Source organism: Flavobacteriales bacterium (assembly GCA_025210805.1).
In the GTDB taxonomy this organism is placed as follows: domain Bacteria; phylum Bacteroidota; class Bacteroidia; order Flavobacteriales; family CAJXXR01; genus JAOAQX01.
This window is the reverse complement of sequence record JAOAQX010000011.1, coordinates 34,235-59,913: the sequence shown is the minus strand read 5'-3', so window position 1 is coordinate 59,913 and position 25,679 is coordinate 34,235. Positions and strand designations below refer to the sequence as shown.

16 protein-coding genes and 1 other RNA gene are annotated in these 25,679 nt (G+C 34.1%); 7 read left to right on the top strand and 10 right to left on the bottom strand.

All coding sequences use genetic code 11. The annotated features are described in order from the left end of the window. Nucleotides 1-28: 28 nt before the first annotated feature. The 3 genes from N4A45_05795 to N4A45_05785 all read right to left on the bottom strand — a co-directional run bounded on the left by N4A45_05795 (nt 29) and on the right by N4A45_05785 (nt 4,768). On the bottom strand, nt 29-2,527 hold the full coding sequence (locus tag N4A45_05795) for a gliding motility-associated C-terminal domain-containing protein (GenBank protein ID MCT4664727.1): 2,499 nt from the start codon (nt 2,525-2,527) through the stop codon (nt 29-31). A 462-nt stretch (nt 2,528-2,989) separates the two neighbouring features. Next, a complete protein-coding gene (locus N4A45_05790; protein ID MCT4664726.1) occupies nt 2,990-4,111 on the bottom strand; it encodes a PQQ-dependent sugar dehydrogenase in 1,122 nt (373 codons plus the stop codon). A 240-nt stretch (nt 4,112-4,351) separates the two neighbouring features. Next, complete coding sequence (locus tag N4A45_05785; GenBank protein ID MCT4664725.1) at nt 4,352-4,768, bottom strand: RidA family protein; 417 nt, start codon at nt 4,766-4,768, stop codon at nt 4,352-4,354. Between the two features lie 61 nt (nt 4,769-4,829). On the opposite strand from N4A45_05785, the gene N4A45_05780 reads away from it, so the two are divergent. From N4A45_05780 to N4A45_05760, 5 genes are all read left to right on the top strand, one after another. Further along, nucleotides 4,830-5,618, top strand: coding sequence for a nitrilase family protein (locus tag N4A45_05780; GenBank protein ID MCT4664724.1), 789 nt, complete (start codon nt 4,830-4,832; stop codon nt 5,616-5,618). Between the two features lie 66 nt (nt 5,619-5,684). Continuing rightward, complete coding sequence (locus N4A45_05775; protein MCT4664723.1) at nt 5,685-7,583, top strand: class II glutamine amidotransferase; 1,899 nt, start codon at nt 5,685-5,687, stop codon at nt 7,581-7,583. Nucleotides 7,584-7,829: 246 nt separating this feature from the next. Further along, nucleotides 7,830-8,363, top strand: coding sequence for a VTT domain-containing protein (locus N4A45_05770; GenBank protein MCT4664722.1), 534 nt, complete (start codon nt 7,830-7,832; stop codon nt 8,361-8,363). 332 nt (nt 8,364-8,695) lie between these two features. Further along, a complete protein-coding gene (gene rho, locus N4A45_05765) occupies nt 8,696-10,540 on the top strand; it encodes a transcription termination factor Rho (protein MCT4664721.1) in 1,845 nt (614 codons plus the stop codon). Between the two features lie 97 nt (nt 10,541-10,637). Beyond that, on the top strand, nt 10,638-11,552 hold the full coding sequence (locus N4A45_05760; protein MCT4664720.1) for an SPFH domain-containing protein: 915 nt from the start codon (nt 10,638-10,640) through the stop codon (nt 11,550-11,552). Nucleotides 11,553-11,930: 378 nt separating this feature from the next. Here N4A45_05760 and N4A45_05755 read toward each other — a convergent pair whose 3' ends face one another. Then, a complete protein-coding gene (locus N4A45_05755) occupies nt 11,931-12,911 on the bottom strand; it encodes a hypothetical protein (protein ID MCT4664719.1) in 981 nt (326 codons plus the stop codon). 196 nt (nt 12,912-13,107) lie between these two features. On the opposite strand from N4A45_05755, the gene N4A45_05750 reads away from it, so the two are divergent. Further along, nucleotides 13,108-14,604, top strand: coding sequence for a hypothetical protein (locus tag N4A45_05750; protein ID MCT4664718.1), 1,497 nt, complete (start codon nt 13,108-13,110; stop codon nt 14,602-14,604). A 37-nt stretch (nt 14,605-14,641) separates the two neighbouring features. On the opposite strand, the gene N4A45_05745 is transcribed toward N4A45_05750, so the two are convergent. The 3 genes from N4A45_05745 to N4A45_05735 form a co-directional block, all read right to left on the bottom strand. Next, the gene (locus tag N4A45_05745) at nt 14,642-16,225 is read right to left on the bottom strand and encodes a hypothetical protein (protein ID MCT4664717.1); all 1,584 of its coding nucleotides are present in this window, start codon (nt 16,223-16,225) and stop codon (nt 14,642-14,644) included. 191 nt (nt 16,226-16,416) lie between these two features. Then, nucleotides 16,417-17,781 (bottom strand): hypothetical protein, encoded by a 1,365-nt coding sequence (locus N4A45_05740; GenBank protein MCT4664716.1) that lies wholly within the window; start codon nt 17,779-17,781, stop codon nt 16,417-16,419. Nucleotides 17,782-18,094: 313 nt separating this feature from the next. After that, the gene (locus N4A45_05735) at nt 18,095-18,928 is read right to left on the bottom strand and encodes a M23 family metallopeptidase (protein ID MCT4664715.1); all 834 of its coding nucleotides are present in this window, start codon (nt 18,926-18,928) and stop codon (nt 18,095-18,097) included. Between the two features lie 112 nt (nt 18,929-19,040). On the opposite strand from N4A45_05735, the gene N4A45_05730 reads away from it, so the two are divergent. After that, nucleotides 19,041-19,373 carry a hypothetical protein gene (locus N4A45_05730; protein ID MCT4664714.1) on the top strand — a complete coding sequence of 111 codons (333 nt, stop codon included), beginning with the start codon at nt 19,041-19,043 and terminating at the stop codon, nt 19,371-19,373. Nucleotides 19,374-19,383: 10 nt separating this feature from the next. Here the strand turns inward: N4A45_05730 and mltG are convergent, their stop codons facing one another. The 3 genes from mltG to N4A45_05715 form a co-directional block, all read right to left on the bottom strand. Continuing rightward, nucleotides 19,384-20,424, bottom strand: coding sequence for an endolytic transglycosylase MltG (gene mltG, locus N4A45_05725; GenBank protein ID MCT4664713.1), 1,041 nt, complete (start codon nt 20,422-20,424; stop codon nt 19,384-19,386). 21 nt (nt 20,425-20,445) lie between these two features. Beyond that, nucleotides 20,446-20,812, bottom strand: an RNA gene (rnpB, locus tag N4A45_05720) — RNase P RNA component class A. A 45-nt stretch (nt 20,813-20,857) separates the two neighbouring features. Further along, nucleotides 20,858-25,672, bottom strand: coding sequence for a DNA repair ATPase (locus tag N4A45_05715; GenBank protein MCT4664712.1), 4,815 nt, complete (start codon nt 25,670-25,672; stop codon nt 20,858-20,860). Nucleotides 25,673-25,679 lie beyond the last annotated feature (7 nt).

Genomic DNA, 25,679 nt, shown 5'->3' with positions numbered 1-25,679 from the left:
ATAGGGGGTAAGGCAATTAAACCATTCTTTAATTAATTTCAACAATTAAGTTGATTGCTTTTTTTACTTCTTCACCAGTAGAGTAGTTTTTTAACCAAAAAATATAGGTGCCTGTTGATAATTGGTTCCCATTTTCATCTGCCCCATTCCATTGTATCTTTATTTGATTTCCGATTAACTTTTTTGTGAAAAAGCTTTTTTTCAATACACCATTTAGAGAATAAATATGAACATCCAATAAATTTTCTGGACTAGAAAAAGTCTTATAATAATTCCAAAAATCCTGATCGCCATCACCATTGGGAGTGAAAAGTTCCATGAAATCTTCTGTTTTTCCTATGAATACCTGACTGTTGATTCTTCCAGGAGTTCCATAATTTTGTGTGCTACTTGCCGTAGCCCAAGTGTTTGATTGACATCCATTCAGCTCAAAATCGATTTTTTCTAAGGCTTTATTTTCTGTGTTTTCAACACCAGAAGAATGCCAGGAAGATTCATAACAAGCTTGGTCTATTTGATGTATGGAAGTATTAAAAAAACCTATTTTTCCTCCCGTATTATTCAAGTTAGGAAAATCGTGCATTTCTATGAGGTTTGATTCTTCTGGAAGGTCATATTCTACTTCTAATAATTTTTTATTCTTCGTAAGAACGGCATAAGACTTTGCTGAGATATATTGATTTTTTTCAGGGAGATTTTGATAATTCCATTGGTCTGTATAAACACCCAAAACCAGTTGAGAACTTTCAATAGGATATTCATTTTGATTATATATTTCGATATATTCTACATGATTTTCTGTGGTTTCAAAACGAATCTCATTGATTATGATTCCTTCTTGTGGTTTTGAAGAATTGTAGAAAAATTCCTTTTGCGGAAAATGGACATTTTCATCACAAAAGGGTAAATTTTCAAATGAAATTTGCTCTAATTCTCCATTTTTAAGTGGTTTTTTAAAATTTATTCTAAAAGAATTCCCATTGATTCTTTCTATATATTTTATGGCTTTACTAATGGTGTAAAACGTGTCGTTCACAAACAAATTCTCAAGTGTCAAAACAGGAAAAGTGATTTCTAAGACACTATCAGTAGGGCAATATAAAAATAGCGGATCTAGTTTATCCAGTATCATCTCATGTTCAGAGTTTATTTCACCTAAAGTCTCTCCACTTGGAGCGGTTGATTCTTCCCAAGCCCATTTTCCTAAGCAAGCTTTGTTGGGCTTAATAAGTTCTAGACTCCAATTTCCGTCTTTTTTAAAATCTGTTTGAAACCAATCATCTGTATAAGAAACCCAATGAATTGGGTGGTCGGATTCCCAAATAGAGAGACTGCTCCCTGTTTTCTTTAGATAAAAGGTTTTGTCTAAAACTATTTTGGATTTTCCCGTTTTGAAATTCTTAGCTTCTTTGTCATAAACTAAAACCACAGCATTGGGCTCAAGCCAAAAAGAGGGGTGTAGATATTCTTTCTGGTCAATTTTTAGTGTGAACTCTGATAATTGAATCCCAAATTCACTTGGATTATAGAGTTCAATGCAAGGGTCTGAAACGGGTTTTGTTGCTGTGTTTATGGTTGGGAGAATTTCTGAAATCAGGATATCATAAGCTTTGATTCTAGACCATAAAACGGTAAAACTGGTGTCCAATGAGTTTCCTTTTAAATCCTGAATGTTTTTTAGATTTAGAAGATGCTTTTTGTTGTATTCAAGATTCGTAAAATCAAGAATTAAACTATCTCCATAGTGTTGCTGTCCTTTGGGAACAGCTCCTGCTTGGGTTTTAATTTCAGCAGAAGTAATCAGTATTTTTTCCGAAAATTTTAGATGAATATATTGATTGGATTCTGAAGTGAAGTGGGTGATTTTTGGTGGGGTTTTATCCTGAAAAGGGCTCCCCTGAATGTTTATATTATCAAACCAAAATTTGTCTTTTCGGGTAGATGTATAACGGCATCTAAAACCAAAAAGCTTATTTTGATTTGCCGCAAATGAAAAATGGGGAAGACTTTGCCAATTCAGACTATCTAAACTATAGTTTATTTGCCATGTTTGATTTTCATGTTCTATATTCCACCAAATGGTTTGATAATTTCCGCTGAATATTCCCGAAGTAGTTTCTGTTACTGTTTCTTTTTGTCCGTTCAATACCTTTAGAACACGAATTTTGTCGGAACTTCTACCTACTTCTACAATTAATTGATTGTTCTCAATAGTGTGTAAAGAATCTTCTGAATATAAGATAATCTCCAAAAAGTTTGAAGATGAAGGATTGAAATCCATTTGGGTATAAAACTGCCAATGAGCAGAATCAATAATTTCGGACGAAAGTCCTAAAAAGGATGGAGCTAATGCAGAATTACCATTTAAACGCAATTGGTAATTATCTACTTGGAATAAAGCGGTATCTCCTTTCCATGTTGGGTTTTGGACAAAATCTCCATCAGAAAAATTATCGGTAATAGAAGTCGTTTGAGCAAGAGTTGAAAGAGTTAAGGAAAAGAATAGAAAGGTGAATCTCCAATTCATTTCACTTAAATATTTGATTATTAAACCAGTAATTTAAGTAAAAAAACTCAATGATGGAAAATACTTCGCTCCGAAAGAAATTTTATCAAGTATGTCAGTTCGAGTGATTTCTTTGTAGAGAAGCGGGTTCTCGATAAAAATTTTCTTTCGTTACTCTTCAGAAAATTCACTCGAACTGACAGGGTTGTATCGAGTATGTCAGTTCGAGTGATTTCTTTGGAGGGCAACGGAAAAGAAATTTTATCGGGAAATTTTTTGATTATCGAATGCCATTCTCGATACAATTTTTGACTCCATTGCATTCCATCAAAAATCACTCGAACTGACAAAAGCCATACAATTTTTATCAAGTGTATCAGTTCGAGTGATTTCTTTGGAGGGAAGCGGAAAAGAAATTGTATCGAGAACTTCATCCAAGGACATTATATGCTGTATATTACCTTCCCATAGTTCAAGAAAAAATTACTTTTTCGGGATAATTCTACTGAGTTTTCCTCCATTTCCTTCAGAAAGGATATAGAGATGCCCTTCTGGGCTTTCTTTAATGGCTCTAAATCTTCCGAAGTCTTGAAACATTCTTTCTTTTTCAACCAGTTTTCCACCTTCAACTGCCAAGCGGTTAATATGTTGTTTTGCTAGTGCACCTACAAACACATGGTTTTTCCATTGAGGAAATGCTTTCCCCGTGCAGAAAGTCATACCACATGGTGCGATAGAAGGTGTCCAATAAATTTCGGGCTGAATAGTTCCTTGTATATGGGTTGAGTCTGTAATGGTTGTACCGTTATAGTTTTTTCCATAAGTGGCAATTGGCCAACCGTAATTTCCGCCTTTTTGTATGATATTGACTTCATCTCCACCAAGCGGTCCATGCTCGTGTGTCCAGATGGCGTTAGTCTCGGGATGAATTGCCAAACCTTGAATATTTCTATGTCCGTAGGACCATATTTCATTCAAAGCAGAATTGTTTCCTACAAATGGATTGTCTGCAGGAATGCTTCCATCGAGATTAAGTCTAACAATTGTTCCGAGCGCATTAGAATTATCCTGAGCCTCATTTTGCATTCCATTTTCGCCTAAAGTAAGATAAATATATTGGTTGTTTTCTATCCAAATTCTACTTCCAAAATGATAAGAAGTAGTGGTCATTTGTGCTACTTGGTATATTTTGGAAATATTGTTAAGATTGAGGTTTTCACGATCTAAATTTCCTCTAAATATGGCGGTGGACCATTGTCCATTTACTTCATTGGTGGCACTAAAGAAAAGAGTATGGTTATTTCCATTGGATTCATGAACTAAAATATCCATCAAACCACCTTGTCCAGTGCTTTTTATGGTAGAAGGTAGTCCAGATACAGATAAGATTTGTCCGTTTGAGAAAATGGATAATTTCCCAGGTCTTTCGGTGATTAATATTTCGTTATTGGGCAGGAAGTCTAAAGCCCAAGGATTTTGAAAACCAGTATGGAGTGTTTCATGTTGGTATTCAATATTCGTTTCAGGTTCTTCTTTTTGAGAAATATCATCTTTGTCACAAGAGACAAGAAAAATTAAAAAAATAAAAATACTGAGGTGTTTCATAATAATGTTTGTTCTAAAAAGTTATCACAAATTTATCTCTTCTAACAATAATTTGTAGATCGTAAACTTGTTGAGTGTCTTTTGTTTTGATGTTTACTTTAGGAAGATAAACGAAATTCTGATGGAGAAAAAATCACAGGTATTATTCTCTGTTTAATTTTCATAAAAAAACACGTCTGAAATAATCGAGACGTGTTGTATTAACAAGTAATTGGTATTGAACTTGGATGTGGAAACTTTTTAGATAGTAGCAATACATTTCAATTCAATCCCTATTGGAGTAGGAAGGCTTTTTATTTCAACAGTAGTTCTACAGGGTTGATTATCCTTAAAATACTCTGCATAAATACGATTGTAAGTTTTGAAATCATCCTTCATATTGGTGAGAAAAACAGTAACATCTACAATTTTATCCCAATTGCTTCCACTGGCTTCCACAATGGTTCTCACGTTTTTGAAAACAGAGTGACATTGCTTTTCGATGTCATAAGAAAGAATTTCTCCATTTTCATCCAGTTCTACTCCTGGAATTTTCTTGGTTCCTTTTTCTCTAGGACCCACTCCCGAAAGAAACAATAAATTTCCTACTTGACGAGCATGTGGATATAAACCTACTGGTTCTGGCGCTTCTGAAGCGTTAAATTTTTCTGAGCTCATTTTGTGTATATTTTAGTCAAAAATAAGTAAAATTACCTTGCCGATTAAAGTTCCACACATTATGAATCTATCCGAGAATAATAACAAGCTAAAAATAGCTCTTTTTCAAATGGATCTCCTTTGGGAAAATCCACAAGGAAATTTGGCAAATGTCAAAAAAGCAATCACTGAGACACATTCAAAATTTGATTTTGATATTTTCCTGCTTCCCGAAATGTTTACTACTGGTTTTTCCATGGAAGCACAGAGATTTGCTTGGAGTAAATCTTCAAAAGAAATAAAGGATTTGCAAAAATTATCCAAGCGTTTTGATTGTGCCATTGGCGGTTCTGTTTGGTTTTTAGAAGCGGGTAAATATTATAATCGTTTATTATGGATCACTCCTTGTGAAGTTTTGGATTACGATAAAAGACATTTATTCTCTTTAGTTGGGGAAGAAAAACACCTTTCATCTGGGCTCGAAAATCCCATTTGGAATTATAAAAACTGGAAAATAAAACCCCAAGTATGTTATGATTTACGATTCCCAAGGGAATCTAGGAACGATCATCAAAACCCTTATGATCTATTAATATATGTAGCAAATTGGCCAGAAAGGAGAATTCAAGCATGGGAAACTCTTTTGAAAGCAAGAGCCATAGAAAATCAATCTTACGTTATTGGAGTGAATAGAGTGGGAGAAGAGCCCAACGAGATCAAGTATAATGGAAACTCAATTGTTGTGGACTACTTTGGAAACACCATGGTTCAGGCAGAAGATTTTCAAGAACAGATTTTGATTTGTGAATTAGAAAAAAATACTCAACATGATTTCCGAGAAAAATTTCCATTTATTCAAGATGAATTGTAAGGAGAATTCCACATTTTATACAAAACATTCAATTAAATTTGCGCAAAGCAATCATACCTACTAAAAATGACAGAATCATTGCATCATGAATGTGGTATTGCCATGCTAAGGCTTTTGAAGCCCATGGAATACTATATCGAGAAATACCAAAATCCTTTTTGGGCACTCCAGAAAATGTCTATGCTTATGCAAAAGCAAGTAAATAGAGGACAAGATGGAGCAGGAATCGCAAATATCAAATTTGATTTACCTCCAGGGTATCGATATATCAGCCGAAAAAGAGCGGTGGGAAATGAATCGGTAAAACAAATCATGACGCATATCAATACAAGATTGCAAGAAATAATAGATGCAAACCCAGAATATGCCAATGATGCCGAATGGCTTAAAAAACACGCTCCTTTTACAGGAGAATTGTTTTTGGCTCACTTGAGGTATGGAACTTATGGAGGGAATAATATAGAACATTGTCACCCTTTTTTGAGACAAAACAACTGGAAAAGTAGAAATTTAGTTTTGGCTGGGAATTTTAATATGACCAATGTCGATGAACAATTTCAAGCACTTGTAGATCTTGGGCAGCATCCAAAAGAAAAAGCGGATACGATTACTATTTTGGAGAAAATAGGACATTTTTTAGATGAAGAAGTTGATGACTTGTATTATAATATGAGAGATCAATATGATTCTAAAAAAGAGATGTCTAAAGTAATAGAACGTTCTGTACGAGTAGATGAAATCTTGAAGAAATCATCAAAAAGATGGGATGGAGGATATGTAATCTCAGGTCTTTTGGGTCATGGAGATGCATTTATCATGAGAGATCCAAATGGAATCCGCCCAGCATTCTATTACCAAGATGAAGAAATTTTTGTGGCAGCTTCAGAAAGATCGGTTATTCAAACAGCTTTTAATGTTCCTTTTGAAGAAATTAATCAAGTTGCAAGAGGTTCCGCTATCATCGTAAAAAGAAACGGAGAGGTTTCTCATGAGCAGATTTTGGAACAAAAAGATCATTTATCTTGTTCTTTTGAAAGAATTTATTTCTCAAGAGGAAATGATGCCGAAATATACAAAGAGCGTAAGAAGCTTGGAGAATTAGTGACCAAACAAATTTTGGATTGTGTAAATGATGATATCCGAAATACGGTTTTCACCTATATTCCAAATACTGCCGAAACCTGTTTCTATGGAATGGTAAAGGAAGTGGAAAGTCGTTTGAAAAGCAAACAAATAAAAGAAATTTCTGCTTTAGGTAATTCAGCAACACCAGAACTGATTACCAATATCATCGAGACGACAACTCGAATAGAAAAAATTGCCATAAAAGATGCTAAGTTAAGAACCTTTATTACTAACGATAACAACCGAGATGACTTGGTAGGACAGGTATATGATATTACTTATGGAGAAGTGAAACCTACTGATAACTTGGTGGTAATTGATGATAGTATCGTTAGAGGGACGACTTTAAAACAGTCTGTATTGAAGATATTAGACCGATTAAATGCGAAGCATATTGTTGTCGTTTCTTCGGCACCGCAAATACGATACCCAGATTGTTATGGAATAGACATGGCAAAATTAGGAGATTTTGTAGCCTTTAAGGCAGCTATAGCACTATTGAAGGAAAGAGGAATGACCTATGTGTTAGATTCGGTTTACGAAAAATGTAAAAAACAAGCCAATTTGCCAGATGATCAAATTCAGAATTTCGTAAAAGAAGTCTATGAACCTTTTGATTATCAGGAGATTTCAGATAAAGTCACTGAGTTATTAGTGCCTAATGGAATGAAATCACGAGTAGATATCATTTTCCAATCCGTAGAAGCTCTACATGAAGCCTGTCCAAATGACAAAGGAGATTGGTATTTTACAGGAAATTATCCTACTCCAGGAGGAATGCGTGTTGTGAATCAAGCATTGATCAATTACGTAGAAGGAAAGAATGTGAGAGCTTATTAATCAGTAAGTTTAATAACATTATTTTCTTTTGGATAAATATCACATAATTCCACTTTTATAATAAAAAATGTTAAACACGCTCATAATGGTACAGTATTTTCTACCATTCGGGCGTGTTTATTAATTATATTTGCCACTCTTGCAACAAGAAAACCCCAAAAGACTTTGAAAAGAATAGCCCATAGCAGTAGATTATATTATCATTATTTGAGAAGAACAGGTTTGTTTTCCTACTTAAGTGAAAACATGCTTAAGCTGTTGTATATCATTATTGGCTTTGTAGCCGTTATGATGATTATCCAGCAGTTTATCACAATGGACGAAATCTTCCAAATGATTATCAATAATGTAGCATACCAATATGTTTTTGTGCTATTTGGAATTTCAGAGACCATTTTGGGTTTGATTCCACCAGATCTATTTATCATGTGGGCAAAAACTCTGAGTGGTGATATTGATGCATCTAAATGGGTTTTATTGGGAATACTTGCCACTATGAGTTACCTTGGAGGAATTGCTGCTTATGGAATAGGTTACGCACTCCAAAGTAAAGAAAGTATCAGACAATGGATTCAGCTTAAACACTCCGATTTATTCAATAAACTTAGAAAATGGGGCGGTTTTCTCATAGGTGTTGCAGCATTATTACCCATTCCTTTTTCATTAATTACCTTGATTAGTGGAACAACCCGTTTCCCTTTTAGAATTTTACTAGTAGTAGGATTACTACGTTATTTAAGATTTTTGATCTACGCCTTGGCTCTTTGGAGCATGATGTAATCTCGATTATATGTTAAGTTAACACGAGGAACGGAATAACTCCTAAAGTGAAAATTACTTTTGGTGGATTAAATCAAATAATTCCAAAAAAAAAGAAGTCGAAAAAATAGATTAATCTGTTGAAAAACTAGTGAAATAGGGTGTTTTCAATAAGGATACTTTGGATTATTCCAAAAAATAATGTATCATTGCATTAGAAGGATAGAAAATCGAAGATTGATTTTCAGCTACATGCCTTTTGAAACCAAATTATTTTCTCAATTTGGTGGACTCTTACAAAAAATCTTAAATATCTAACCCAGACTTTTATTTAGACCTTACTTTTATTCTCAATGTACGATATCATGCTTTTAAAAAGCAAATTGTTGCCTGATTTGCAACAGATTGCTAAAGAAATGAAAATTTCGAAATACCGTCAGTTTAAAAAACAAGAACTGATATATCAAATATTAGATCAGCAAGCTGCTGAGCCCAAAATCGCTAAAGAACTTTTTAAGAAGTTAGAAGCAAATACTTCTGATGAGAAAAAAGAAGCTCCAAAAGCTCCAAAACCTACTCCCAAAAAAGAGGAGATTAAAGTTGAAATGAAAGATTCAAAAAATGAAAAAGCACCTGTGAAAAGCAAGGAGCCAAAAGTAAAAAGGGAAAGAAAAAGTCCTGAAAAAATTGTTGAGGCGAAAAAAGCCCCAGCTAAGGAAGCTGAAAAAGCCCCAGAAACAAAGCCTGCCAAGCCAAATAAAAAACCAAAACCAAGGATTTCTTCCAATATAAATCCTGAAATTTTGGCAAGAATGGAAGCCGCTTCTTTAAAAAAGGACACTGCGGAAGAGAAAACAGAGCGTGAAGAAAGAAAACCACGATTAAACAATCGTAAAAATCGGGCGACTCCAAGGACGAAAAACCAGCATGTGAATGAAGAGCAATCAAGTGAACAACGCAGTCAGAATCCAACAAAAAGAGAGCCTAACCCTGTAAGTAGTAATAGACAACAAGACTCTAGAAATAATAACAAAAACCTAAGAAATAAAAATCAGAAACGCCAAAAAGAGCAATATGATTTTCTTGGAGAAATCGTGAGCGAAGGAGTATTGGAACTGATCCCTGATGGATATGGATTCCTAAGATCAGCAGATTATAATTACCTGAATTCACCAGATGATATTTATGTTTCTCAATCTCAAATAAAACTGTTTGGACTAAAAACAGGAGATACCGTTAGAGGAACTATTAGACCGCCAAAAGAAGGAGAAAGATATTTCCCACTTGTAAAAGTTGAAAAAATCAATGGACAAGATCCTGCATATATCCGAGATCGTGTACCATTTGAACACCTTACTCCACTTTTCCCAAACGAAAAGTTTGACATAATTAGCAAAAAATCAACAACAGCAACAAGAATCATCGACCTATTCTCCCCAATAGGGAAAGGGCAAAGAGGAATGATTGTAGCTCAACCAAAAACAGGTAAAACCACCTTGTTAAAAGAAGTGGCAAATGCTATTGCAGCCAATCATCCTGAAGCTTATATGATTGTATTGTTGATAGATGAAAGACCTGAAGAGGTAACAGATATGGCAAGAACCGTTAAAGGTGAAGTAGTAGCTTCTACCTTTGATGAACCTGCAGAAAAGCACGTGAAAGTTGCCAATATTGTGCTCGAAAAAGCTAAGAGAATGGTAGAATGTGGTCATGATGTTGTGATTCTTTTAGATTCTATTACACGTTTGGCAAGAGCTTATAATACCGTTTCTCCAGCCTCAGGGAAAATCCTTTCAGGAGGTATTGATGCCAATGCACTTCATAAACCGAAAAGATTCTTTGGAGCTGCAAGAAATATTGAAGATGGAGGTTCTCTAACAATTATCGCAACGGCTTTAGTAGATACAGGTTCAAAAATGGATGATATCATCTTTGAAGAATTCAAGGGAACAGGAAATATGGAAATGCAATTAGATAGAAAAATTGCCCAAAGAAGAACCTATCCTGCAATTGATTTGATGAGCTCAGGAACAAGAAAAGAAAACCTATTATTGGGAGACAATGTAACCCAAAAAATGTGGATTTTGAGAAAATATATGGCAGATATGAATGCTTTGGAAGCGATGGAGTTTTTTAAAGACAAAATAGAATCTACACAAGATAATGATCAGTTTATCCTTTCAATGAACGGAAATTAACAGAATTGTTAAAGATAATTAACGAAGCCTGTAAGAAATTCTTACGGGCTTTTTAGTATATTCGTTACAAATATTATTAACCAAAAAATATAGAAATATGACCCCAGGATTATTTATTTTACTCCCTATAGTTTTGATTTTGTTTTTTGCTGCATTTTTTGTGGTAAAACAACAAACAGCCGTAATTATAGAACGTTTCGGAAAATTTGTATCTGTTCGCCGTTCAGGACTTCAAATGAAAATTCCATTGATCGATAGAAAAGCAGGAACACTCAGTATGAGAATTCAACAGTTGGATGTAAGGATTGAAACGAAGACCAAAGATGATGTATTCGTTATTCTCCAAGTATCTGTACAGTTCCAAGTATTGGCAGATAAAGTTTTTGAAGCATTTTATAAGCTAGAAAACCCAGGTTCTCAGATCACTTCTTATGTATTTGATACCGTTAGAGCCGAAGTTCCTAAAATGAAAATTGACGATGTTTTCGAAAGAAAAGATGATATAGCCATTGCCGTAAAAAATGAGCTTAAAGAAGCTATGAGAGAATACGGTTATGATATCATCAAAACACTGGTGACGGATATCGAGCCAGATTTGTCTGTAAAAGAAGCCATGAACCGTATTAATGCAGCCGAAAGAGAAAAATTGGCAGCAGAGTATGAAGCAGAAGCAGAAAGAATTAGAATAGTAGCAAAAGCTAAGGCAGAAGCCGAAAGTAAAAAATTACAAGGACAGGGTATTGCAGACCAAAGACGTGAAATAGCAAGAGGTCTTGAAGAGTCTGTAGAGGTGCTAAATGGAGTAGGGATTAATTCCCAAGAAGCCTCAGCACTTATTGTAATTACCCAACACTATGATACGCTACAAGCAGTAGGAGAAAGTACAAATTCTAATTTGATTTTACTTCCAAATTCTCCAACAGCAGCTTCAGATATGTTAACGAATATGGTAACATCTTTTAGTGCAGCACAGACTATTAGTGAAGCAAACAAAAATAAATTAGAAGAGTAGTACCGATTACTTACTAAAGTTACGCTCTTATTTCATTCATAATTGATTTTTAGTAATGTATCGGCATATACCTAAGGGTAAATTAACGCCACAAATGGTATAATAAACGCTTCAAGATCACTTTTATATCCCCAAATTAATATTTTATTTTGGGGATTTTTTTGTTCTACAAATCACTTATACCGATTACTGGCTAAAATTACCCACTTATACCGATTATTTGTTAAATAATCACTTACTTCACTTCGTTCGTAATTGATTTTTACCAATATATCGGCATTAGACAAAAAGGTGAAGTCCAATTTCACTGCGTTCATAGCTGGCTTTTAGCAATGTATCGGCATTATACCTATGAGTAAATTAACACCATAAATGGTATTAATTTTCCACAGAAATCAAAAGATTCGTGAATTCTGTATAATCAGAATTGTCTTGGTAATATTCAATATCCAATTCAAAATTCGCTTCTTTCTCTTCATCATTATCAAGATACTCTTCATGGATTTTGATTTTTTTTAAGAGACCACTATGATGGTATTCATAGTTTTCTGTATAGCGAATGCGATTTCTGAAAATTACTTTTTGTTGAATGTTTCCATCTGCTTTGTAGAGGACTGTTACATGAAACTTTTTTCTTCCTTTTAGTTCTACAACACGATTTTGATCATCACGAAAGATTTCAAATTTTAATTTTTCAGGCTTTTCACAGAATCTTTTCTCTTGACTATTTTCTTTTAGGTAGAACCACCTTCTGGAGGTATCTTCAACAAGGAAATCCAATGAGTTTATTTTAAGATCATAGAGTACTGGCTGTTTAGAAAAAGGCATTTGATTGTTTATTGGATAAAGAGTTTCAATGAAGCTACGCTCGTTTTTCTTCTTTTCAAATAATGTATATGATTTAATCAGCTTTTGTTGTCCAATATTCGATCTGAATTTAATTCCTTTAGCATGAGGGACTTCATCGGTGTAATGATGAACTGTGGGAGGAGGTGTATCTGAATTCGAGAGGACATCTAGCAAAGTTGTTTGGCTTTTTTCATAAGAGCCATTTATTGTTGTCGTACCTGTGATTATTATGGCATCTAAACCATTTTGGGCAGCAATACTTTTTAAACGATTTATTTTTGCTTGGTTATTTTGACAGCAGGATGTCTTCATTTCCATAACAAGGTAATAGTCTTCTTTTGGTAGATTTTTGAGTTCAGGATAAAATACTTGAATTTCTTTTTCCTGAGGCCGTGTAGGGAAATTCATTTTTTTTGTATCCATTCTTTTATCTCCTGTGTACTGAGTGTAAAAAGAATTGCAGGAAATTAAAATTCCAAATGAAAAGATTATTATCAATGTATTTTTCATAAGATCAGTTATTTATTGGGATATTACAACAAAAATAATACCAGTTGAAAGAATCGATTCAAGCAGAAAATCGCTATTAAGGGAGTTTTCATAGAAAATAGTGTTCAAACTCTTGAATATTTCTTAAATTACTCACTATTTTGAATTTATAGAAGTGTTAGTTTATAGGATTTACTACTTAATCGTACTATTGTTTTTGAGTCTGAATATCACGGCTCAGAATATTCATTTTGATATTGCCTCCTACCCAGTAATTTGGGATTCAACTGAGGTGTATCACTATGATTTTGCTCTAAATACATATAACTCAAAAATATGTACGCCAGTGCATTTGGAGTTTTTAGATGGCAAAAAAAGGGCTATTTGTGTTCGCTTGTTAGAAAATGAGATTTATGATCCTAAAAAGAAAAAGAAAATTCCCACCACTTCCCTAAGAAATATCAAATTTTCTAATCCCGATTGGTTTTTGCTAAACGGAATAAAAGGTACAAGGGGTTTGTTTAAAACAAAAATGGCTATGGTGGCAAGAGAGCATTACAGTCTTGAAAATATCACTATTTATGAAGCACCCTATTATTATTATAAAGACAGAACAGAGCTTAGGCAAAGATGGATCATAAAAGATAAAAAGCACGAAATTAGACTATTGAAAAAAACGCATAAAGGAGAGTTGAGAAAAACAACCATTGCTAATTATATTCAAGAATCTAATTATCAAGAATACTTCTCTGAAAAAGAATTAAAGAGGGCGGGTATAAAATATCTATTGGAAAAAATACAGCTCTTGTATGCCAAAGACTCTAAGATGAATTTGTGGATAGATGAGTTTGGTGAAATATATTCTAAGCTTCAGAATTATAAATATCAATTAAAAATAAAATCTATTGATGCTCAAGAGGTAAAGCTTGTTTTTCTGGATAAAAAAGGAGTTGTAAAAAAGGAGCAAACGAAAATTTTTCAGCTCAATAATACGCAAACAAACTATTTGAAAAAAAGAAATAAATACCAAAAAATACAATTCTTACCCACCATGAGAAAACCTAGTAATAGTCTTCTAGATTGGTATTTAGTTTATCCGATCCCTGAGGATCTTAAACAGCAAAAAATCTATACTTCTCAAAAGAAACACACCATTAATTCTCTTTATGACTTTGATAACAAAAAAACTACTTTGACTTTAGGACAATCTCAGGATTCCATACTTTGGGAAGGACTTTATAGAGATCCTAACTATATTTATGATGGAAAAATTTTGAAGACAAGATACCCAGTCGAAAGTGAATTTTATACAGGAGAAGATCAAAATTTTATTCCTTTTTTCAAGAAAACAGTAAGAAAGAAATTAGAAAAAAAATATAAAGAATTTTGCTATACCTACTTTAAGGGTAGGAGAGTGAAGTTTGGCGATACAAAAGATAGGGCAATCGTACTACTAGAAATCCAACTGAATAATCAGGCAAGAATCAGTGATTATCAAATACTCTATACAAACAATAAAGCTCTAGAAAAACTGGTAAAATCTTTTGCAAAGAAACTCCCTAAATTAGATCAAAATATTTTTGCGAATTCAGCGTTTCAGTCGCCCAAAGACCTTTATCCTATGCGTTTTGTGGTTCCTTTTGTGTATCAACAAGGCATGCTCAACGGATCTATAAATAAGCTAAGAGACGCTTGGTGGATTTTTGGTAAATAATACCATCTCTAATCCTTTTTTCGAATATCATTTGGCATTAATCTCTTAAATGGGGATTCTCTTTCCTGATTTTATTCATCCAATCTTTATCTACCATATTTTCAAATGATTTTGGAGCAGGGATATAGTTATATTCCATTTCCCCTTCAGAGGAACGTATCAACAATTTATTGTGAGCGCTTAATCTTGTGTCCACCTTTTGGACAACTTGATTGTTTGAAATAAAGAAATTTGCAAAATGAGCATCATCCCAATTTGAATACAGAATGGTATCCTTGCTATTTAATTGAGGGCTTATTTCTTGAATCAACTCATTTAATTCTAATGTAGCAGTTCTGGGTTTAAACTTTTTTGTATTCACTAAATAAGTGAAGTAAACCATAGAACCCAAAGGAATGGCTAACAAAATTATTTGGTTGAGTTTTTTGAGTTTTTGAAGATGGAGTACAATAAAGAAAAGAACTAATGGACCCAAAGGATAAAAAATAACTTGATAAATAGGTTTTAGAGTAGAACAAGCATTTTGATAGACTGCTAAAGCCAACATAAATATTTGAATTAAAACCAAAAAGCCCAAAGTGATCCAAAGAAAAATACTGTTTTTATTTCTGTTTTTATAGCTTAAAAATAAAGTATATGCAAAGGGTAAAAAGAAAATAAAGAAATGACGATATCTAAAACCTTCAAAATCTTGTAGTCCTATCCCAAAAAAGTATAAGAGATTTTGAGGTACAGACATGATAAGATCTTTTAAAGTAACGTACTTAAAAAAGAAATCATTATCGGGCATAAAGGTGTTAATAAGCTTGTAGGTAACATACATTTCGCCCAAGCCTCCTGAAGTTTTCCCTACATAAGAAAACCACAGAGAAAATGAAAATAGAAGTACGATTCCCGAGACAATATTGGCGATTACAAAAGTTTTATTTTTGAAGAAATAAAAGAGTAGAACAGCCATTTGTAAACCGATAATTCCTAAACTCAAATAATGGCTAAAGACCATTAAAATCGCTAATATCAAAAAGGCAATAAAATCTTTCCAAAGCACATGATCCTTGTTCTTAATCATCCTAAAAAAATAGAATAATTGCATAATCACAAAAGTGATCACAATATTATAGGCACGGAGATTAAACTCGTGATACTGGTTGAAAGGATTAAAAGTGAGTAAAACAACCAATAGACCAATAATCCAAGGGTTTGAAGTGAATAGTTTCGCTATTTTTATAGAATAAATAATTCCGAGTAGAATAAAAATTAGGTGGAAAAAGTGTAAAGATTTTCCTTGTACCCCAAACAAATTGACCCAATAATGGATGATGATATTATAACCAATGGCATTACCGCCATCTAGTGCATTAGCTTTTATAACTTGATCAATCGTATTAAAATGATCCCAATCTGTACTACGAAAGAAGGGTTTATTGATTGGTTTATGATCAATTTGAAATTCTTCTGGAAGTACCCAAGGTTTGATATCTCGAACATCAGACATCCCTTTTGCTACACTAATGGTAACTTTTTCGGCTTCTTGAAAATTATAAGGCTTATTGAATATTGATAAAACAATAATAAGTTTAATAATAAGGATAAAAGAAAGTACCCAACCGTTCTTTTTCATATTGTATTAGTTTTCTCGTGCGAAGATACAATCTTATCAAAAAACAGACAAACTTAAATGAGGTAGATCCATTTTGTAATTGTCCCAAAAAAAGCTACCGATTTTGGTAGCTTTTTTAGGAATCAACTGAACAGAGTTAAAACGTACTTTGAAAAGCCTCGTACAACCATGCAAAGTACAGTTCCTTGTGTTTAGTTGTTGTCTATATAATCTGGTGTTCCATCGCTGTCTGAGTCTGGAAAAGTGTAATTTTGGAATATTCCATAGGGATTATCTGGCCCCACTGTATTATCTACCGCATCATCTAGTCCATCTCCATCTGAGTCATTGCCTGTCAAGGTAAGACCAGCTTCTTGAGTATCAGAAATTCCATCATTGTCAGAGTCTGTATCTAAATAATTTGGGTAAGTTCCTGAGCTATTTTCACTAGCTGCATCAGTATTTGGTGGATTAATAATTCCCGCAGTTTCGTAAGCATCATCCAGTCCATCTCCATCTGAGTCATTGCCTGTTGGTAAATTAAAAGGATGTCCTTGAGCTTCTATTATGTCTGGAATACCATCTCCATCCGAGTCTTGATCTCGGTTGTCTGGAATATTATCTCCATCTAAATCTCCATATTTGATACGAATCTCTAAATCATCAATGGCAAAGTCATTACCAGCCTGCCCACAAGCACAGTTGTTTACGATTTCGAAATTAAGTGTGTCATCTGTCTTTGTATCAAGCTTCAAAGTGTATTTTTGCCAATTCCCGTTGGTGATATCACCAGTGTTTACACTATCTAGGACAACTCCATTTGTCTTAACGAATCGAAACTTCAGGTCTGGTTTATCTACTAGATTAGGTGCAATATTGGCAATGAATAGGCTAACATTCAAAGTAGAATTATGTGGGATATTGGTTATTTCCCTTCCATAAACAACTTCATTTCCGTTGTTTGGTGCATTTACGAGTATAAAATAACCATTATTTCCTGAAGATGAATTATCACTTTGAATAGGTGATGATGGCCAGAATGGAGCTCCGCAGGAAGTCTTGTTTATAAGGGCATAATGTCCGTCAGTAACGTTACCAGTTCCTGCATAACTAATTCCCGAATAATTTGGAGCACTAAGTGGTGCTCGAGCACATCCTCCAGATAGGGATGAGGCAGATCCAAATGGATCCTCAAAGAAAGCAATATTGGCAGTTTCATTAGTGTCAATAATGCCGTCGTTATCAGCATCAATATCTGTTTGATCACTAATATGATCCCCATCTACATCAGACATACAATCTTCTCTCAAATAAACCCATTTATCTCCATTATAAAAGGTGAGAGTTCCACCTGTACAACAATTGATACAATATGCTGTAAGTCCTTCTGCAGGGGATTGGATATTGTTTATAACGCCTTTGTAAAGTCTAGGAGGTAAAAAACCTTTGGTAGTACTGCTTACATCAACTATAGCTGAAGCATCTGGAGTGAGAGTTCCTATTCCATACTGAGCTGTAAGCTTATAGGAAAATAATGATAAGGCAATAGCCATTATCACTTTTGAGTAGTGGGTCATTTTGTGCGAGTTTTTTTGTTTGTGCGTGCAAACGTAATAAAAAAATATTAAATTTTGTAGTGTGATTTGTGTTTTGCTTCAGATAAACTAGGTCTTAATGTGATTATTAGCACCTTTTATTTATCGTACTTTATCAAGAATATTTTTAAAATTAGATAATTTATTTTGATGATTATGAGTTTTGTATATGGAGTTATTTTGATTCATTTTTAGCATTTATTTACCTATCAGTTTATGCGAATAAATATCAAAAATGCTAGAAAAAATATTAAAAAAGGATTTTATGTCAGTGGTATATAATTTTAACTCAATATTAATAATTAATCAACTTTTCGGGGTCAATAGGATAACCATTTTGCCAAAGCTCTATATGTAAATGAATTCCTTGGCTTAGTTCTCCTGTATTCCCAATTAATGCAATGACTTCCCCAGGTAATACATTTTCTCCAATAGATTTTAATAAGCTAGAATTGTGTTTGTAGATACTCAGTAAATTTTCAGAATGTTGAATAAAGATAACGTATCCATCTTCGCTTGTCCAGCCAGAAAAAACGACCGTCCCTCCTTGAATAGCTTTTATGGGAGCATTCTCTGTAGCCACTATGTCTATTCCAAAATGTTGTGTACTAGGGTTGAAACGTTCTGTTACGATTCCTTCTATCGGTTTCAGGAAACTGTAATTTAGGTTGTTTTTAGTTTCAATATCCAAGGTATTATGTGCTTCTTCTTGTTCTACTCTTTTGCGTAGTTTTAGCTCATTTTTCTTTACATTAGGATCTCCTAGTTTGATGCTATCAGATTGCTCTTGAGGCATTATTGAATTAATTTCTCCTGAAGCAATGGCATTGATATTCTCAAAATATTGCTGATTAATTCTATTGATGTTTTTTAAACTGTCTATTGTAAACTGTACTTCATACAAATTACGATACATTTTTTTATCAGGAAATCCTGGGATGAGTTGTTTCATAGGGGTAAGAAAATACAATAAGCTGATGAGAATAAAAATCAATGCAAAAGCACCAATGATTACTCTAATCAATTGTTTTCTCTTTAGACTAAATATGATTCGGTCTTCCTGGTTTTTCTTGCCAAATTCTTGAATGAATTTGAAATTGTCCTCTCGCTCTCTCAGCTCTTCGCTCATGGGCTGTCTTTAAGAATAATGGATAACAAAAGTAAAGTTTATCAACAAATTTTACTAATTATACGCCAAATAATTCAAGAATTTAATAAATTGGACTTTTAAAATACCATTTATGAAACTTTCTTATATCATTGCATTTGTTGGACTCAGTCTTTCTCTTGTTTCTTGCGATAAGTGTCAAGACTGTGAAAGGCAGCGAAAAACATATTATCACAATATCCCAAGTTTGTCAAAAATTCCATCGTATGAATTTAAAACAAATCCTTTGTTTAAAACAAAAATTGATACTTTTCATATAGGGGAACTTTGTGGTCCTAATTTACCAAGTGGAGGAGAAAGTATTCATAGAGATACGACATTTCAAACAAAGGCACATATCAATTTAGATAAATACAGCGGTGGTGGAATTGCCCTTATCGTTGAGCAAAAGACTATTTGTAAATAGTAAGCCTCTTTTATCTCAAAACACGTCTTTCATCCAATGCTTTTCTGTAAGCAGCGGCATTCTTAGAATGCTCGGAACTGGAGATTGCAAAGTTATGAGATCCATCAAGTGTAGGTTTTGCACACATATAGATATAGTTATGGCGTTCAAGTCTTAAAACGGCATCTATAATCACGCTATTAGGAATAGCAATAGGCCCAGGAGGAAGCCCTGGGTTTAAATACGTATTATAAGGCGAGTTTATTTTCAAATCTTTGTAAAGCACTCGCTTTATTCTTTTACCAGGATTTTTTTGCTGTATTGCAAAAATGACGGTCGGGTCAGATTGTAAAAGCATTCCTTTTCGGATTCTGTTATAGTATAATCCTGCAACAGTTCTAAACTCCGATTTCACATAAGTTTCTTTCTTTACAATAGATGCCAGAGTGGTAATCTCTATTGGGGTAAGTTTAAGTTTTTTAGCTTTTGCTAATCTTTTTTCATTCCAAAAATGATGATATTCTTTTAGCAAACGATCTCTAATAGTTTTGGCACTTTGGTTCCAATATACTTCATAAGTATTGGGTATAAAAATAGCGGGAAGTTGTTCTTGGGTCAAATTATTTTTTTGAAGAAAATCTATATCAGTAATAGCATCAATAAATTCCGTAGAATCTAGTTCCATTTGTGCAGCGATCTCCGAAGCAATTTCATAAATATCTTTGACTTCGTTAAATTTAAGTTTTATCGGAGTTCTTTCTCCTATTCTTAATTTATTAATGATGTCATTGAGAGAGCTTCCTTTCTTAAATTCATATCTTCCCCCAACCACTCTATTGTCTGTGAATTTTTTAGTTTCCGCTAAAAATTTAAAAAATTCAGGATTGTTGATAATCTCTTCTCCTTCGAGTAATTCAATCACTTTTCCCACATGGGCACCTTTAGGGATATAAATTACTTTTGAGGTGGAAACAGTGGCTCTGAAGATTTGATTATAAAAATGCCAACCTGTAGCGATAACGACCGCTGTTAAAATAAGAATCACGAAAGTTAGAATTCTATATTTTTTCATTTTCAATTGTCTTTGTTTATAAAAAATACACGGGTAATAAGCCGGATTCTGTATCTAGATTATCATTTCTCTAGTTCCAAAATCACTTTTGGAATCCATCGATCTACCCTCCGAATCAGCCGAGCAGACTTTTTTTGTATTGCTACAAAGCTTCGGTTTACATGATCTTTCTGCCCATAAGGTTTGTTCAGCTACACTATTTGCATAATGCACTGGTGAGCTCTTACCTCACCTTTTCACCCTTACCAACAGAATTGGCGGTTGTTTTCTGTAACACTAGCTGTCTCCAGTTTCCTGAAGCCTTCCCGTTAGGAAGTATGGTGCTCTGTGCAGTCCGGACTTTCCTCTTTTTGGCTCAAAGCCAAAAAGCGATAACCTTCCCGTGTGGTGCAAAAATAAATTTATCTTTCTGAAAACATTGCTTGTTTAGGAATTATCTTTTTCCCAGCACACCTTTTATCCCATCTAAACCATCGGTCAATTTTGCCAATTCTTCCAAAAGTGATTGCATATAACTATCCGATTGAGTCGATTGATTTTCTTTAAACGTTTGCTTGATGCTTTTCCACCTTTCTATTTCATCTTCTGTGAGTTGTTTCGTGAGTTCTTTATACTTTAATAAATTGGCTTCTGAGGCAGAGGTTAAAGTTTGAGATTCATTTTCATAATGCGTATTGACTAATATTTCTAATTCTTTAGCATTCATGATGGGGAGTATTTTCTCGGCTAGTTTATTCATGTCTCGGTAAGACCCTTGGAGTTTAAAAGAAGGTTCGGTACGGTAAGCATCATCCATAGAAGCCGATTCGATATAGGTTTTGTTTACTTGGAGAACAATATCTCTTATCTTCAATAGTTTTTCTAAGGTAGCTACATAGGTTTCTATATCACTCTTACTGTGGTTGCCCTTTAGGTTTAAGGTTCCTTGTTTGTTTCCTTCAATAAAATGGATGATTTCGTACAGATCGTCCATGCTTTGTGTACTCAGATTCCTTAGAATAGTATTTGAGCTCAAAGCATTTTCTACCATACTTAGTTCAAACAACTGTGCCGATTCTCCGATAATGTCTCCCAGATTATAAATGTCTGATCGGTTGGTGAGCATATCGGGAATTTGAAATTTTTCTCCACTTTCGGTATAAGGATTTCCTGCCATGATGATACAGAATTTTTTCTCCCTAAAATCATAAGTCTTAGGTTGACCATTATAGACTCCTTCTATTTTTCTTTGTCCGTCGGCAAGGGAAATAAATTTTTGTAAAAATTCTGGGTTGCAATGCTGAATATCGTCTAGGTAAAGCATCACATTATTTCCCATTTCAAAGGCGAGATTAAGTTTTTTGAGCTCTTCTCTGGCGGCCGAGTTGTTGGCAGACATTGGATCCACTGAAGTAACTTCATGCCCAATGGCGGGTCCGTTTATTTTCATAAAAGTCATCCCCATACGGTTGGCAATATATTCCATCAGGGTCGTTTTTCCGTATCCAGGCGGAGAGATGAGTAAGAGCATTCCCATCCGATCCACTCTTTTGTTGTCGCCAACGGTACCTAGTTGTTTGGCAAGATTGCTCCCAAAAAGTGGAAGATATACTTGGTCTATAAGTTTATTTCTAACAAACGAAGCCAAAACTTTGGGTTTAAATTCATTTAGTTTTAAACTCGCTTTTTTCTCTTGTAAAAGGGTTTGTTTAGCATTTTTAAAAGCTAAAAACTGCGGAATATATTCTTGTTCAAAACGGGTGAGTTTGTCAAAGAAGCTATGATAATTTAAGGTGTAGCTCCCGTTTTTTATCGAAGGATGTGCTCCAATGAGAGCAATTTCTTTTAGCGTTTCAGTTGTATTGACATGGGTAAATGAAGAAAAATCGAAGAGAATTAGAGCGATAATTTCATAAATATAGAAGAGTGTATCTGGGTCTTGGCTATTTTGTATGAAAGCCGATAACCAATATTGGCAGTAGGCAACTTTCTCTTCCAAGTTTTCCATCTTTTCTATACGCTTAGTAAAAGTGCTTTTTGCTTGATTGTTTTGGAGATGCGCTATAAATTCTTGATAGATTTTTTCTGCCTTTCGGCTGATTATGATTGAGTCTTCTTTTTGAAACTCCTCAAAAAGATATAAGGCAATGGTTCGGTTCTCTGTTGTTTTCCATCCTTTCCAGTCAGAATAGAAATGAGCTACAGCTTCTTCTAGCTCATCAATTAGAAAAGTGAAATTTTCCGATTTTGGGAACAGTTGGAGCACTTGCTGAGCAGCGGATATTTTTTCTTGCCAACTTTGATGTTTTTGAGGATTCAAACTCTTCCAAAACCATAAGGCTTTACCTCTTATTTCAGGAGAGAATTTTAACAATCCCATACTCTGTTGAATCTGCGCTAAGGCAGTTACTAAAGTTTCGGCATCACTATCGTGCACACCTTTGGTATATCCTTCGGTATAGTGTTTTGAAGTATATTCTTTGATGATTTTTTTTAGAAAATCTGGTTTGAGTAATTGTTCCGAAGTATATTTTTTTAGCATTTGAAAAGCTAAATACTCACTGCGGTAAACATGTGTGTTTTCCGAAACATATTCCGCATTCCAAAGAGATTGGTGATTTCGGATATTTTCGTCTTTCACCTGCTCATAAAAGTCTGAACCAGAAAGATGAAAAAATAGTTGGTGATCTTGCTCTACAATACTTAAATCTAACGGTTGTTGATTCACCCCAAAACGATGATTTCCAAAACGGATGATATGATCACCTTCTTCGTATAATTCTAGTTTATCTTTAAGTTTTCTGAGACTTTCTTCTTTGCTTATCTTTAATTTGGAAGCAATTTGTTCTGCTTTTCCAGAATCTTCCAGATCGTTGAGGTTTTGGATGATATCATGGATTTTGGCAACCATAATATCGGCAGCAAAGTAAGCGTGTATTTCTTCGGCAGTTCTAAAGGTTTGGGCCTTCTTACGTACGCCTTTCAAGATTCTATCTGCCGAGTTGGAAAGTGTCAGAGATCTTTTGTTGCGTTTTTCAATTAAGGCATTTTTTCGGGTTTCGAATGCCGAATAAATTTCTTCTCTTTTTTCTAAAATATGGTTGACAAATTCGTCATATTCGGCAAATTTCCCTTCTATTTCTTCTAGTTGAACTGATAGTTTAGTGAGGTATTCATCACATTTTTCGGGTGTTTGTGAAAGATCCAAAGCATTGAGCACAGACTGATCAAAAAGTTTTATTTGTGCCGTAAAATCTGCTTGAGCTTCGGCAGTCCCAAGATTAGAAAGTCTTCTTTTTAAGGAGGCTTTTACACGGTTGAGTTCCGCAAAAATGACCGAAATACCATCTATTATTTGCGTAGAATGTGCCGTATCTTCAATTTCCAAATTATTCACAATATCAATGAGAAGTTCTAGATCTGCACTAATTTTTTCCAATTCTTCGTGAAGCTTTTTCCCATCAATTACTTTTTTGACGGCTTCAATATTTGCCTCTTTTTCTTTTACGGCTTGGGTGTAAGGAAGCAAGGCTTCCGCATTCATCAAGAAATCTACACAGCGAGTAGAAATATGTCCTGTTTTTTCAACGATTTCGTTTTCTAGCGCTTCAATAAAGGCATTTTCGGTGTAGCGAATATCTTTGAGTCCAATTGTATTTCCTCTGAGTAATCTCAGATTAGCTAAAACTTCCACGAATTCCTGAATATCTTGAAAACGTGCGTGTTTTATTTCATCAAAAAGTTGTTTGGCTTCTTGAGAAAGTGCGTCGGTTTTTTCTTTTGCCTGTTTTTTGAGTTGAATGACTTTTTCAAACTCGTCTATGGCAGTATTTGCCGTGTTTTGAATTTCTGATAAAGGAACCGATAATTGTGCGGTTTCGGGCTCATGTATCCAATAGTAGGAATCAACTATATCTCCAGAAAGCTTGGCAATATCATCATAAAGCCCATCGTAAGAATCCTCTTTATTGAGCAAGCCAATGAGTTCCCTACTTTCTGCCATGGCTTTTACAAGGTCTTTATTCCCAATTTTATAAATCAAACGATCTGAATGTTCCGATTGAACGAGTGTTTTCTTGGTAAATGGCGTTTGCCAAATTTGGATTACATGGTGTTTGGTAGCGTCTTCTTCGGCTTTAAAATAAGAAAGTTCTCCATCGGGAAAAACGGTGTATCCGTTGCAAATAATGGGTGTTTTTATTTCTTGATCGATAATATTATAAAATATCAAAACAAAATCCCCTTTGGCTTCTTCGTAGAATACAAAGATAAAATCCTCTCCATTGGGAGCTGCAAGTCGTTTTAAGAACTTAACCTGCTCAATGCTTTTTTCAAAGAGTTTGTAAGTTCCAGTTTGAAGATAATAACCGTTTGGAAATAAAATTCCTTGATTTTCGGGAAGCAAAACAGTTGCATCTTTGATGCTGTCTATTTTATAGACTTCTTGTACTTTGTGGTTATACACAAAATATCGAAAATCTTCTTGGTAGGGTTTAATTTTTAGGATAATCAGATTACCTAAATCTGCATAGAAATACTCGGCATCATCTAGGGTTTGATCTTGAAATTCTACAGGTTCCGAAAAGATCCCTTGTCCAATGTCGGTATTGTCTTCTATCTTTATCGTAAGATCGCCACCAATGGTTTCTACAAATACTTTATCTAGAATAGAAACATGGGCATGTGTACCGTATCGGTGCATTTCTCTTACTGGTTTTTTCCATTCAAATTCATGTTGGTTTGGAAAACCATATTCAAAATCAGATCGATTATCGATATAACGCAATTGATTGTCATTCAAGAGCCATTTGAAGGTTTTTATATCATGAATTTTATCCGAAATCTGAAAAACCATGTGGACATAATTCCCAATAATGGCAAAACGAGCAAAAATAGTATCTCGATAGTATTTGTATAGGTTCTCGAAATCATTAATAAAAGCCTCATCATTAATGAGTGTTAAATCAATGGCTTTAAAATTTCCATTCTCAAATTGGTAGGCAGAAAAAACATCGGAAAGTTTAATTTGCGATCGCAGACCTATATGTACATTATACCCCAAAAGACAGGTATTTCCAAAAGAAATAATATCTCGAGCAATACAATTATTATCCGTATTGATCCTTTTATTGGCAATAATTTTTAGATCTACAGCACCAAAGACTTCTTTTCTGGAATTATTGAGCTTTTCCAGTCTTTCTAATAGATCTTTTTTTTGCTTTTCTAATCTTCCTTGTATGATTTCGTATGTACCAGTTTCTAGGCTCATATATTAT